Source organism: Ruegeria sp. CH10 (assembly GCF_056537125.1).
This window is the reverse complement of record NZ_JBQFQY010000001.1, coordinates 199,274-212,694: the sequence shown is the minus strand read 5'-3', so window position 1 is coordinate 212,694 and position 13,421 is coordinate 199,274. Positions and strand designations below refer to the sequence as shown.

The 13,421-nt window shown below is 59.0% G+C and carries 11 protein-coding genes and 2 tRNA genes; 7 read left to right on the top strand and 6 right to left on the bottom strand.

The features are described from left to right. Window positions 1–326: 326 nt before the first annotated feature. From ACRZ94_RS01090 to uvrA, 3 genes are all read left to right on the top strand, one after another. Window positions 327–403: transfer RNA gene (locus ACRZ94_RS01090), tRNA-Asp, on the top strand. A 44-nt stretch (window positions 404–447) separates the two neighbouring features. Then, window positions 448–524 (top strand) — tRNA-Asp (locus ACRZ94_RS01085). 177 nt (window positions 525–701) lie between these two features. Then, entirely contained in the window at window positions 702–3,560 is a 2,859-nt protein-coding gene (uvrA, locus tag ACRZ94_RS01080) for an excinuclease ABC subunit UvrA (protein ID WP_480651031.1), read from the top strand. 81 nt (window positions 3,561–3,641) lie between these two features. Here the strand turns inward: uvrA and mmsB are convergent, their stop codons facing one another. The 4 genes from mmsB to ACRZ94_RS01060 form a co-directional block, all read right to left on the bottom strand. After that, the gene (mmsB, locus tag ACRZ94_RS01075; protein WP_480796480.1) at window positions 3,642–4,514 is read right to left on the bottom strand and encodes a 3-hydroxyisobutyrate dehydrogenase; all 873 of its coding nucleotides are present in this window, start codon (window positions 4,512–4,514) and stop codon (window positions 3,642–3,644) included. Between the two features lie 3 nt (window positions 4,515–4,517). Further along, entirely contained in the window at window positions 4,518–5,558 is a 1,041-nt protein-coding gene (locus tag ACRZ94_RS01070) for an enoyl-CoA hydratase/isomerase family protein (protein WP_480796479.1), read from the bottom strand. Between the two features lie 7 nt (window positions 5,559–5,565). Beyond that, window positions 5,566–6,708, bottom strand: coding sequence for an acyl-CoA dehydrogenase family protein (locus ACRZ94_RS01065; protein WP_480796478.1), 1,143 nt, complete (start codon window positions 6,706–6,708; stop codon window positions 5,566–5,568). 92 nt (window positions 6,709–6,800) lie between these two features. Continuing rightward, window positions 6,801–7,916: a carboxylate-amine ligase gene (locus tag ACRZ94_RS01060; RefSeq protein ID WP_480651039.1), complete on the bottom strand. Its 1,116-nt coding sequence runs from the start codon at window positions 7,914–7,916 to the stop codon at window positions 6,801–6,803. A gap of 236 nt (window positions 7,917–8,152) precedes the next feature. On the opposite strand from ACRZ94_RS01060, the gene ACRZ94_RS01055 reads away from it, so the two are divergent. Continuing rightward, window positions 8,153–9,004: a class I SAM-dependent methyltransferase gene (locus ACRZ94_RS01055; protein ID WP_480796477.1), complete on the top strand. Its 852-nt coding sequence runs from the start codon at window positions 8,153–8,155 to the stop codon at window positions 9,002–9,004. A 71-nt stretch (window positions 9,005–9,075) separates the two neighbouring features. Next, window positions 9,076–9,552: a fasciclin domain-containing protein gene (locus ACRZ94_RS01050; RefSeq protein ID WP_480651043.1), complete on the top strand. Its 477-nt coding sequence runs from the start codon at window positions 9,076–9,078 to the stop codon at window positions 9,550–9,552. 51 nt (window positions 9,553–9,603) lie between these two features. On the opposite strand, the gene ACRZ94_RS01045 is transcribed toward ACRZ94_RS01050, so the two are convergent. After that, a complete protein-coding gene (locus ACRZ94_RS01045) occupies window positions 9,604–10,188 on the bottom strand; it encodes a L,D-transpeptidase (RefSeq protein ID WP_480651447.1) in 585 nt (194 codons plus the stop codon). Window positions 10,189–10,384: 196 nt separating this feature from the next. After that, entirely contained in the window at window positions 10,385–11,884 is a 1,500-nt protein-coding gene (locus ACRZ94_RS01040; RefSeq protein ID WP_480651045.1) for a CoA-acylating methylmalonate-semialdehyde dehydrogenase, read from the bottom strand. Between the two features lie 103 nt (window positions 11,885–11,987). Between ACRZ94_RS01040 and ACRZ94_RS01035 the strand changes: the two genes are divergently transcribed. Further along, complete coding sequence (locus ACRZ94_RS01035; protein ID WP_480796476.1) at window positions 11,988–12,890, top strand: LysR family transcriptional regulator; 903 nt, start codon at window positions 11,988–11,990, stop codon at window positions 12,888–12,890. 62 nt (window positions 12,891–12,952) lie between these two features. Further along, a complete protein-coding gene (locus ACRZ94_RS01030) occupies window positions 12,953–13,390 on the top strand; it encodes a CBS domain-containing protein (protein ID WP_480796475.1) in 438 nt (145 codons plus the stop codon). The last annotated feature ends 31 nt before the right edge of the window (window positions 13,391–13,421 follow it).

Sequence of the window (13,421 nt, the reverse complement as noted above, 5' to 3'; positions counted from 1 at the left end):
ATAAACGTGATCGAAACGCGGTGTACATAGCCTGGAATTAAAGGGCGGTTATGTATGGGCTTGTTTCGCGCCATACACTTTTTACGTGTCCTTGTCGGAGGTGCCGGTGCCCGGATTCGGATCCCGCTCTGAGGCATCCGATCCAGGTTTGAAATGGGGTGTCATGGAAACCAAAGTGCTGACATCTGGCCACATCCGCAAATCGTTAGGCGTTGAGCGGTCTGGAAACAAAATCACCGTTCGACGAAAAAACTTCAAAACGCCGCTTGACGATGTCGGGGCGTGGCCATAATACACCCCAACGTTCAGCAACGAACGGGCAGCGGGCGGTTGTAGCTCAGTTGGTTAGAGTACCGGCCTGTCACGCCGGGGGTCGCGGGTTCGAGCCCCGTCAACCGCGCCATCGCTGCCATCCTTGGTCCAGGATAAAGGCCATGAAATAGATGCGCGGTTGTAGCTCAGTTGGTTAGAGTACCGGCCTGTCACGCCGGGGGTCGCGGGTTCGAGCCCCGTCAACCGCGCCATTTCATTCTTCAAATGACAAATAGAATATCTAATGGTCGGCTCAGCGCGCCGGATCGATAATCCCGTGTCAGGAGATGTCGGCAATAATCCTTCAGTTCACACTTTGTTCTAACTTTTCTGTTGGAGACTCGGTGCCGCTCGCCTATTTCTAGGACACTTGTGTGTTGGGGGCCAAAATGGCTGAGCTGAAGAATATCGAGGTGCGCGGCGCGCGTGAACATAACCTCAAGGGCATCGATGTAGACATCCCGCGGGATCAGCTGGTGGTGATTACCGGTCTGTCCGGGTCGGGTAAGTCGTCTTTGGCGTTTGACACGATCTATGCCGAAGGGCAGCGGCGCTATGTCGAAAGCCTGTCGGCCTATGCGCGGCAGTTTCTGGATATGATGGAAAAGCCGGATGTCGATCACATCAGCGGCCTGTCCCCGGCGATTTCGATTGAACAGAAAACCACGTCGAAAAACCCGCGCTCGACCGTTGGCACGGTGACTGAGATTTACGACTACCTGCGCCTTTTGTTTGCCCGCGCAGGAACGCCTTACAGCCCCGCCACAGGCCAGCCGATTGAGGCCCAGCAGGTGCAGGACATGGTCGACCGCATCATGACGATGGAGGAGGGCACGCGCGGCTATCTTCTGGCCCCCATCGTGCGGGACCGGAAAGGGGAATACAAAAAAGAATTCCTCGAACTGCGCAAACAGGGTTTTCAGCGCGTGAAGGTGGATGGTGAGTTTTATGAACTCGACACGCCGCCCACGCTGGACAAGAAGTTCCGCCACGACATCGACGTGGTTGTTGATCGCCTTGTCGTGCGCGAAGGGATGGAGACGCGGCTGGCCGACAGTCTGCGCACCGCTTTGGATCTGGCGGATGGCATTGCGATTCTGGAAACCGCCCCGAAAGAGGGTGACCCGGAGCGGATTACCTTCAGCGAAAATTTTGCCTGTCCGGTCAGTGGCTTCACGATTCCTGAAATCGAACCCCGCCTGTTTTCGTTCAACGCGCCCTTCGGGGCCTGCCCGGATTGCGACGGTTTGGGGGTTGAGCTGTTCTTTGACGAACGTCTCGTGGTGCCGGACCAGACACTGAAACTCTATGACGGGGCCTTAGCGCCCTGGCGCAAGGGCAAGTCCCCGTATTTCCTGCAAACCATCGAGGCCATCGCGCGCCACTACGAGTTCGACAAGAATACGCCCTGGAAAGACCTGCCTGCGAAGGTGCAGCAGGTGTTTTTGCGCGGGTCCGGGGATGAGGAAATCCAGTTCCGCTATGACGAAGGCGGGCGGGTGTATCAGGTTACACGCAGCTTTGAAGGCGTGATTCCCAATATGGAACGCCGCTATCGCGAAACCGACAGCGCGTGGATTCGCGAGGAATTTGAACGTTATCAGAACAACCGTCCTTGCGGGGCCTGCGAGGGCTATCGCCTGCGTCCCGAGGCGCTGGCAGTCAAGATTGCGGGTCTGCATGTGGGGCAGGTGGTTCAGATGTCGATCCGCGAGGCTTTGGCCTGGGTCGAGGACGCCCCGAACCATCTGAGCGTGCAGAAAAACGAAATCGCGCGGGCGATTTTGAAAGAGATTCGCGAGCGTTTGGGTTTCCTGAATAATGTGGGTTTGGAATATCTTACGCTGTCACGTTCAAGCGGCACGCTCTCGGGCGGTGAGAGTCAGCGTATCCGTCTGGCCAGCCAGATCGGCTCGGGCCTGACAGGCGTTCTGTATGTTCTTGACGAGCCTTCTATCGGCTTGCATCAGCGCGACAATGACCGGTTGCTCGGCACGCTCAAGAACCTGCGCGATCAGGGCAATACGGTGATCGTGGTCGAACATGACGAAGAAGCGATCCGCGAGGCGGACTACGTATTCGACATCGGCCCCGGTGCTGGTGTGCATGGCGGGCAGGTCGTCAGCGAGGGCACACCGGCTGAGATCGCGGCGGACGCGGCCTCAATGACCGGACAATACCTTTCAGGCACGCGAGAGATTGCGGTTCCGACCACCCGGCGTAAGGGCAACAAGAAGAAGGTCAAGGTCGTCAAGGCGACGGGCAACAACCTCAAAAACGTCACGGCCGAGTTTCCGCTGGGCAAGTTTGTCTGTGTGACTGGCGTGTCCGGCGGCGGGAAGTCGACGCTTACGATCGAGACACTGTTCAAGACCGCCTCAATGCGCTTGAACGGCGCGCGTCAAACGCCCGCGCCTTGTGAAACGATCAAAGGGTTGGAGCATCTGGACAAGGTCATCGACATTGACCAACGTCCGATCGGGCGGACTCCGCGTTCGAATCCAGCAACTTACACCGGGGCCTTCACCCCGATTCGCGACTGGTTCGCCGGTCTGCCCGAGGCCAAGGCACGCGGTTATAAGCCGGGGCGGTTCAGCTTTAACGTCAAGGGTGGTCGGTGCGAGGCCTGTCAGGGCGACGGTGTCATCAAGATCGAGATGCACTTTCTGCCCGACGTCTATGTGACCTGCGAAACCTGCAAAGGCGCGCGCTACAACCGCGAAACGCTTGAGATCAAATTCAAGGGCAAGTCCATCGCTGATGTCCTTGATATGACAGTGGAAGACGCGCAGGACTTCTTCAAGGCCGTGCCCTCGATCCGGGACAAGATGGATGCTTTGGCGCGGGTTGGGCTGGGCTATATCAAAGTCGGTCAGCAGGCGACGACCCTGTCCGGCGGTGAAGCGCAGCGGGTGAAGCTGTCCAAGGAGCTTTCCAAACGCTCAACCGGGCGGACACTGTATATTCTGGACGAGCCGACAACGGGTCTGCATTTCGAAGATGTGCGCAAGCTGTTGGAAGTACTGCATGAACTGGTTGATCAGGGTAACACCGTCGTGGTGATCGAGCACAATCTGGACGTGGTGAAGACTGCAGACCACATTATCGACATCGGCCCCGAAGGCGGTGACGGAGGCGGTGAGATTGTCGCAACCGGCACCCCCGAGGATGTGGCCGCGGTCGAGCGCAGCCACACTGGGCGGTATCTGAAACCGATGCTGGACAGCGCTCGGGTAGCAGCTGAGTGAGTGTTATCAGTTCGAATTTTGCGAGGCTCTGCCTCGCGCTCCGGGATATTTTTGGACAGATGAACAGGGGATCGGGGGACTTTAACCCCGTCCCCGTTTTTCGAACCGGGGCAGCATTGCACTGAAGTCTTTGCCTAGCCCGTTCTCGGATTCGACAAACTGTTCATAGAGCGCGGTTGCGATCTGCCCCATTGGCGTATCCGCATCCGCGCTTTCGGCAGCCTGCTGGCTGAGGCGCAGGTCTTTCATCATCAGTTCCGCGGCGAATCCGGGTTGGTAATCGTTATCGGCGGGGCTGCTAGGGCCAACGCCCGGAGCTGGGCAATAGGCATTCATGGTCCAGCTATAGCCCGAGGACGTGCTGACGACATCGAACATCTTTTGCCGGTCCAATCCCAGCTTGTCGGCGAGGGCAAAGGCTTCGCAGGTGGCAATCATTGTGACACCCAAAATCATGTTGTTGCAGATTTTCGCCGCCTGACCTGCGCCGGATTCGCCGCAATGCACCGCTTTTTGGCCCATGATGTCGAACAGGGGCTCAGCCTTGGCAAAGGCTTGAGCACTGCCGCCGGCCATGAAGGTCAGCGTCCCGGCGGCTGCACCGCCAATTCCGCCTGACACAGGCGCGTCGACGGCCAGAATTCCGGCCTTGCCCGCCTGATCCGCGACGGCGCGGGCGCTGTCCACGTCCACGGTTGAACAGTCGATCCAGACGGCACCGGATTGCATCGCCGGGACGATCTGATCCGCGACGGCCCGCAGGATCTGCCCATTCGGAAGCATGGTGATGACGATCTCGGCCTCCGCAGCGGCCTCGGCCCCGGAATTTGCCATGCTGACACCTGCGACGTCGACATCCGCCATGTCAAAGCCCGTGACCTCATGCCCGGCTTTGGCCAGATTGGCAGCCATGGGGTTGCCCATGTTGCCCAAGCCGATAAATCCGATTTTCATCTCTTACGTCTCCTCAAAAGTCAGCATGTCCTTGCCCAGTGGTTGCAGCATCTTGGACACTGCAACGCTGGGAATAGGCTGATCGGCATATTTCCACTGCGGGTTTCTGTCTTTGTCGATGATCTGGGCGCGGATGCCTTCCAGAAAATCGCCATGCTCCATCGCGCGGAATGTATAGCGGTACTCCATTTCCAACGCCTTGCGCTGGGTCAGGCTGGGTCCGCGCAGACGGTGGAGCGCCTCAACCGTGCAGGCCATCGACAGCGGCGCGTTGCGATCCATGAGCTTGCGGGCGTCTGCCGCGATGGCGCGGTCGGAACGGGACAGGTTGTTCAGGATGTCCGTCAAGGTTTCCCCGTCAAAGCAAGTGTCGATGTCTGCCTGCATCCGCTCCAGATCGCCGCCTGGGGGCGGGCAGGCGTGCTTTTGCAAAATCTCGGGGTCGCCTGATGCCTCAAGCAGTTCGATCAGATCAGGCCAGTCTGCAAGCGGAATGTAGTGATCGGCGAAGCCCGCAAAGATGGCGTCTGCGGGCCCCATGCGATGGCCCGTGGTGCCAAGGTATTCGCCCAACCGCCCCGGCGCCAGCGCCAGCATCAGCGTGCTGCCCACATCTGGAATCAAGCCGATTGAGCATTCAGGCAAAGCAATTCTTGAGCTTTCGCCAACGATCCGGTGGCTGCCGTGACAGCCGATGCCGACGCCGCCACCCATTGTGAACCCTTGCAGGAAACTGACGATCGGTTTGGGGTATTCAAAGATCAGCGCGTTCAGGCGGTACTCATCCCGCCAGAAGGTGCGGCCATAGTCGTAGTCCCCTTTGATGCCCGAGGCATAAAGGTCAGCAATATCACCCCCGGCGCAAAAGGCTTTGTCACCCTCGGCGTCCAGAATGACCACATCTACCGTGTCATCTTCGCGCCAGTTGCGCAGCGCGGTGTCGATTGCCATGCACATGTCATAGGTCAGCGCATTCAGCGCCTTGGGGCGGGTCAGGGTGATGCGCCCGGCGCGGCCCGTGATGCGGATGTCGATGTCAGGCATATGCCCCTCAGCGTTCGGCAAGCAGTTGGCGGGCAACGATGACCCGCATGATTTCATTGGTGCCTTCCAGAATCTGGTGCACCCGCAGATCGCGGACCAGCTTTTCGATCCCGTAATCGGCCAGATAGCCGTAGCCACCATGCAGTTGCAGGCACCGGTCCACAACCTTTGAGCCGGTCTCGGTCACGAATTTCTTGGCCATGGCGCAGAACTTGGTGGCGTCGGGCGCGCCCTGATCCAGCTTCCACGCGGCCTGCCGCAGAAAGGTGCGGGCGGCTTGTAGCTCGATCTCCATATCGGCCAGCCGGAATTGCAGCGCCTGGAACTGGTCGATGGACTGACCGAATGCCTTGCGTTCGGACATGTATTGCAGCGTCATGTTCAGCCCGGCCTGCGCCGCGCCCAGCGAGCATGAGGCGATGTTCAGCCGCCCGCCGTCCAGACCCATCATCGCATATTTGAACCCGTCGCCTTCGGTGCCGATAAGATTGCCTGCGGGGATATGGCAATCGTCGAACTGAACCTGCGCCGTGGGCTGGCTTTTCCAGCCCATTTTCTGTTCCAGCGCGCCAAAGGACAGGCCGGGGGTGCCATCCTCGACATAGACTGTTGAGATGCCCTTGGGACCATCCTGTCCAGTGCGCACCATGCAGACATAGGCGTCAGAATAGCCACCGCCCGAGATAAACGCCTTGGTGCCGTTCAGCGTGTAGCCCTCGTTGGTTCGGTCAGCGCGCGTTTTCAGGGCGGCCGCGTCCGAGCCTGATCCGGGTTCCGTCAGGCAATAGCTGAGCACGGTGTTCAGGCTGAGTATGTCGGGCATGATGCGCGACTTCAGGTCCTCGCTGGCAAAGCTGTCCAGCATCTTGGCGCACATGTTGTGGATCGACAGAAACGCCGCGACCGAGGGGCAGGCCATCGACAATGCCTCAAACACCAGGGTGGCGTCCAGACGCGACAGGCCAGACCCGCCGCCATCTTCTGAGACATAAAGGGCGCCAAAGCCCAGCTCTCCGACTTGGGGCCATAGCTCTTTTGGGATGGTTCCATCCGATTCCCATTGGCGGGCATGTGGGGCGATGTTGTCCTGGCCGAAATCATAGGCCATGTCGAAGATCGCGGTTTGCTCTTCTGTCAGTGCAAAATCCAAGGCTTGCCTCCCACGCTGCCGAATGAATTGAACGACTGTTTATTTCCGAATTCTTACAGAAATTTTGCACGGCCAGCAATTGCGCTGTCTGGTCACAGATCGTGGTGAAATTCGTCGATCAGGTGCTGCACAACGGCTTTGCCGGGATCCTCGTGCTTGGCGACGGCTTCGGCATAGATACGGCGTTGGCGGGTGGCAGAGGTGCCGGTTTGGGCAATCTGCAAAAGGCGCGCAAGTTCGGTCATGGTGCCCAGCGCTTCGGCATCTTCGGCCAGCATGCCCATCAGTTCGCCCATCAGCTCGGGCATTGGTTTGATCGAACGGTCGCCGAAATCGATCAGACCTTCACCCACGCCATAGCGCTGTGCCCGCCAACGGTTTTCGCCGATCAGGAACTGGTCATAGTGCCGCCAGCGCAGGTTGCGATCCTTCAGCCGACACAGCATCCGGGTCAGTGCCTGCACCAAGGCGGCCAAAGACAAGGCATGCTCAAGCCGGGGCTGCACATCCATGATCCGGGTTTCCAGCGTTGGAAATCGGTGCGACGGCCGCAAATCCCACCAGATTTTCGTCGTGTCCTCGATCACGCCGAGTTCCACCAGAATACCTGTCGTTCGCTCATAATCCGCCCAGCTGGCCAAAACGGGCGGCAATCCGGTGCGCGGCAGGTTGTCAAATACGGTCAGACGGTATGAGGACAGGCCCGTATCCTCTCCGTTCCAATAGGGCGAGGAGGTGGACAGCGCCAGCAGGTGCGGCAGGAAGTAAGACAGCTGAGGCATCAGATCGGCGCGCAGGGCAGGGTCCTGAACCCCGACATGAACATGCATGCCGCAAATCAGCATCCGTCGGGCAACCCCGCCCAATGCGTGTTGCAAGGCGTCATAGCGGTCTTTGCGGGTGTGGTGCTGCTTCTTCCAATCGGCAAACGGGTGACAGGATACGGCGATCGGGGCCAGATTATACTCGGCTGCGCGTTCGGCTACGCAGGATCGCAGGCGCTTCAGGTCCTCGCGGGCGGATTTGATGGTTGTATGGGGGCGGGTGCCGACCTCAATCTGGCATTGCAGGAATTCCGGGCTGACCTGACCCTCGAAATCGGCCTGGCAGGCGTCCATCAGCGCGGCTGGGGCTTCGGCAAGTTGCAGGCTGTCGCGATCGACCAGCAGATATTCCTCTTCGATGCCCAGCGTAAAATCTTGCTGCATGGCGGCCCTCGTTTACCTAGAGCGTTTCGGGTTTTACCTGAATCACTCTGTGACACGAATGTCCCGAGAACGCCGCAGGCGTGGCAGGGTATTCGCGTCTCAAGTTAAACCCGAAATGCTTTATTCCGACCAGTGAATACGGAAAATGGCGTTTTGCCAAGCGTTTGACGCGGCACCGCTTGCAGAGGTCGGGCGAGCAGCGGTAAGGAACGGGTCAGATGACAGTGGAGCCGCCCGTGAAACCCAGAAAATTCCCCAAGATCAATGAGGCCCTGGACGAGCTGGGGGTAAAGCTGATCGACAAGGCCCCGGAACAGGACGAGCGCGCCCGTCTTGAGGCGTTCGAACGGGCAGGCGGGCTGACCCGTCCGGCTTATGCCCTGTCACCGGGGATGGAGGGGTTCGATATTGCGCCCTTGGTGGCTGAATATACAGAATATGCTGACGCATTGGCCGCGCTGAAAGACCCTGCGCGCAACCAGACGGGTTACAGAATCGGGAATGGTTACTACGACAGCCCCGACGCGGATGCGCTGTATCTGATGATCCGCCGGTTCAAACCGAAACGCGTGATCGAGGTCGGTTGCGGCAATTCCACCCGCGTGACGCGGCAGGCGATCATAGATGGCGGGTTGGACACGCAGATCACCGCGATTGACCCATATCCGCGCGCAGACATCGCGCATGTGGTGGATCACTTCGAGCAAAAACGGCTGGAAGAGGTCGACCCCGCGCTGTTCGATCAGCTTGAGGCCGGCGACGTTCTGTTCATCGATTCCAGCCATGTTGTACGGATGAGCAATGACGTCGCCCATCTGTTCTGCCGGATCATACCCGCGCTGAAACCCGGTGTCGTGATCCATGTGCACGATGTTTTTTTACCCTACGAATATCCCAAGCGGTTCTTCTATGACTGCCCGGGCTGGGGGGAGCAGTATATGCTCCACGCTTTGTTGCAATCCGGCGCGTTTACAATGCTTTGGCCGGGATATTTCCTGCAACAGGATCGCCCAGATGCGATGGATGCTTTGCCGTTTCTCAGGAACGGTCGGGCGCAGAGCATCTGGGTGCAGATCAAGAAAACATGATGTCAAAGTGATCCGGCTGTGATGAGGCCCCGTACCCCTTTTCATAACCAACTGGAGAGGAGTTCACAGTTATGTTCCGTCGTACACTTATGGGTGCCGCCGCCGCACTGGCCCTGACACTGCCGATGAAAGCTCAGGCCGCTGACATCGTGGATACTGCCGTATCGGCCGGGTCGTTTGAAACCCTTGTGGCCGCTGTTCAGGCGGCTGGTCTGGTCGACACGCTGAAGGGCGATGGCCCGTTCACCGTTTTCGCCCCCACGGATGAGGCATTTGCCGCGCTACCCGAAGGCACGGTGGAAACCCTGCTGCTGCCCGAAAACAAGGACCAGTTGGTTGAGATTCTGACCTATCACGTGGTTCCGGCCAAGGTGATGTCGGGCGACATTGCAGGCAAGCGCGCCAAGGTTCTGACCGTACAGGGCGACCGTCTGAGCGTGAATGCCAAGAACGGCGTCAAGGTCAATGACGCCAAGGTGGTTCAGGCCGATATCGAAACCAGCAATGGTGTGATCCACGTGGTCGATACGGTGATCCTGCCGGAATAAGGCCCCCTCGACAAGAAAAAGCCCCGGTCCTTTTGGCCGGGGCTTTGCGTTTCAGACCAGTCGGACCTGAGTTCCGATCTGGACCAGGGGATACAATTCCTCAACATGTTGGTTGTAAAGACCGATGCAACCTGACGAGCTTTGACGTCCGATCTTGCGCGTGTCGTGGGTGCCGTGGACCAGATAAGCTGGCCAGCCCAAATACATGGCACGCGTACCCAGCGGGTTTCCGGGTTCTCCGCCGTCCATTCGGATTGGAAGGCTCGGGTCACGCTCGCGCATGGATGCGGTCGGTGTCCAGCTTGGGTTTTCGCGCTTGCGTACAACTTCAGTATAGCCGCGCTTGGTCAGCTCTTCGCTCATGGGAACCGAGCTTGGGTAGAGTTTGTAAGTTCCATCCGGGCCCCAGTAGTGGACCGCGCGGCTGGTGATGTCGGCCAGCAGGCAACCTGCGCCCAGCTCATCAAAGTGATCCTGCCAGTTCTGCTGCGAGAACGAGGATACGTTTCGGCGCACCGGCAGTTGCGTGCTGATCGCTTCTTCATCCGTGGGGAAAGCATCCAGACTTTGGGCGCGCACGATCGCGGGCGTTGCCAGCAGAGATGCCGCGCCCAACAATGCGGTGCGGCGGGTCATACGAGGTTTCGACAAATTGGCCTCCGGTCCAGGAACTGCTCACTCAAACATTTTGCCGATAAAATATTCAGGTGAGACCTGTTTTTCCAGATGGTGCGGCCTGAATTTATCGTGAAGCGTGCGAAAAGACGCCGTTCCGAACGCCCAGACACAAAAAAACCGGCCCATTTGGGCCGGTTTTCTGTGTTGTTTGGGTTTAATCCATCGCTTTGAAGTTGAACTCGCCACCTTCTTTGATGCCCGATGGCCAGCGCGCCGTGACGGTTTTGGTCCGGGTATAGAATTTGAAGCTGTCCGGGCCATGTTGGTTCAGATCGCCGAACATGGATTTCTTCCAGCCGCCAAAGGTGTGATAGGCCAACGGAACCGGGATCGGGACGTTGACACCGACCATGCCAATATTGACACGGCTGGCAAAGTCACGCGCGGTGTCACCGTCACGCGTAAAGATCGCAGTGCCGTTGCCATATTCATGGTCCATCGCCAGTTTCAGCGCCTCTTCGTAGGACCCTGCACGAACGGTCGACAGGACCGGGCCAAAGATCTCTTGCTTGTAGATGTCCATGTCCGGGGTCACGTGGTCAAACAGGTGCGGTCCGACAAAGAAGCCGTCCTCATAGCCCTGCAGGCTAAAGTCGCGATTGTCGACGACCAGCTTGGCACCCTGTTCGATGCCCGAGTTGATCAGGCCCAGAATACGCTCTTTCGCGGCGCCGGTCACAACCGGGCCCATGTCCACGTCATCGCCTGCGGTGTAGGGGCCAACTTTCAGTTTCTCGATGCGCGGCACCAGCTTTTCGATCAGCGCGTCGGCGGTCTCCTCGCCAACCGGCACTGCGACCGATACGGCCATGCAGCGTTCGCCTGCCGCGCCGAAACCCGCACCGACGAGCGCGTCGGCGGCCTGATCCATGTCCGCGTCGGGCATGACGATCATGTGGTTCTTCGCGCCGCCAAAACACTGCGCGCGCTTGCCGTTCGCGGTTGCGCGGGAATAGATATATTGCGCAATCGGGGTCGAGCCTACGAAGGACACGCCCTGAATGATCTCGCTGTCCAGCAGAGTGTCCACGGCCTCTTTATCGCCATTGACCACCTGGAACACACCTGCGGGCAGACCAGCCTCGACAAACAGTTCCGCCAGCATCAGCGGGACCGAGGGGTCGCGTTCGGACGGTTTCAGAACCACGGCATTGCCGCAGGCCAGCGCCGGGCCAACGTGCCACAGGGGCATCATGGCCGGGAAGTTGAACGGCATGATCGAGGCCACAACGCCGAGCGGCTGGCGCATGGAATACATGTCAATGCCGGGGCCTGCGCTGTCGGTGTATTCACCCTTGAGCATCTGCGGAGCACCGATGCAGTATTCGATCACTTCCAGACCACGCTGAAGGTCGCCCTTGGCATCAGGGATGGTCTTGCCGTGTTCACGGCTGAGCGCCTCGGCCAGCTTGTCCATGTCGCGGTTCATCAGACCGACCATGGCCATCATGACGCGCGCTCGTTTCTGTGGGTTCGTCGCGCCCCAGGCGGGTTGCGCGATTGCGGCTTGTTCGATCGCGGCGGTGGTTTCCGCTGCGCTTGCCATCGGGCATTTGTACTGTACCTCGCCGGTCGCTGGGTTGAACACATCATCAAACCGGCCCGAGGAACCGGCCACATATTCGCCATTCAGAAAGTGGGTCAGGTCTTGCATCGAAAACTCCTCCGATAGATTTGCGCGCAGAATAGGCTTGCAGAAATCTCACGAACAGAGGCAATGTCTCAAAAGAGCTTTGCAAAAATGCAAAAGGACGATCATGAACCCGAATTGGGATGACATGCGTGTTTTCCTGGCCGTCGCGCGTGAGGAAAGCCTGTCTTCGGCCGGTCGTATCCTTAAAATCGACCCGGCCACGGTGGGGCGACGCATCGCGCGGCTGGAAACAACGCTGGATACAAGCCTGTTCACCAAGTCTCAGCAAGGCTATCTGCTGACCGCTGCCGGCGAACGCCTGTTGGACCACGGCCTGCAGGCCGAAGAGGCGATGCGCGCAGCGGCGGGGGCGGTTGTAGGCTCGACCAAATCGCTGAGCGGGCAGATTCGGATCGGTGCGCCGGATGGCAGCGCCAATTACCTGTTGCCGCAGGTCTGCGCGAAGATCAGCGATGAAAATCCTGATCTGGATATTCAGATTCTGGCCCTGCCACGGGTCATCAACCTGTCGCGGCGCGAGGCGGATATGGCCTTGACCGTCAGCGCGCCAACCGCAGGCAAGCTGCTGGTTCAACGTGTCTGTGACTATAGGCTGCACATGGTCGCGACCGAGGGGTACCTGCGCCAGCATGGCCCCTTCCACTCGGTCGCTGATCTGAAGGGGCATCGGTTGATCGGCTATATTCCCGACATGATCTTTGACCGCGAACTGGATTACCTCAGCGACATTGGCATTGACCGCGTTGCGCTTGCGTCGAATTCCGTCTCGGTTCAGTTGCGGCAGGTCACGCTGGGCACCGGGGTTTGTGTTGCGCATGATTTTACCCTGCCATTCCACCCAAATCTGCGGAAACTGCTGACGGATCAGGTCAGTCTGACCCGCAGTTTTCACCTTGTCCGGCACGAAGGTGATCAACGGAATGAACGCCTGAACCGCTTTGCCGAGGCGCTGTCACACGGCATCCGTGACGAAGTTGCGCGGCTTGAAGCCGAGGCTGACGCTTGACAGGTGGGCCCATTCCGGCAACGCTTTAAAAAACAGTACGTTATTATCCGGAGGTTTTTTGCATGCTCGTTCAGGCCATTCTGACATCCAAGGCTGCCAACGGGGTGGTGACAGTGCCGCCATCTGCAACGGTGTCCGAAGCCGCAAAGATTTTGGCGGCAAAACGGATCGGTACAGTGATCGTGTCCGAGGACGAGGGCAAAACCGCCATGGGCATCCTGTCGGAGCGCGATATCGTGCGCGAGCTTGCCGCCAGCGGCAGCGGCTGTCTGGACCAGCCGGTCGACAGCTATATGACCCGCGATCTGGTCACCGCCACACGGCAGGAAAGCGTTCAGGACATTATGACCCGTATGACCGAGGGCCGGTTTCGTCACATGCCGATCGTCGAAGACGGTGAACTCGTGGGCATCGTGACCATCGGCGATGTGGTCAAGGCGCAGCTGACGGAATTGGCGATGGAAAAAGACGCGCTGCAGGGCATGATTATGGGCCACTGAAGGCCGCGACCGACGCACAGGCCACTTGCAC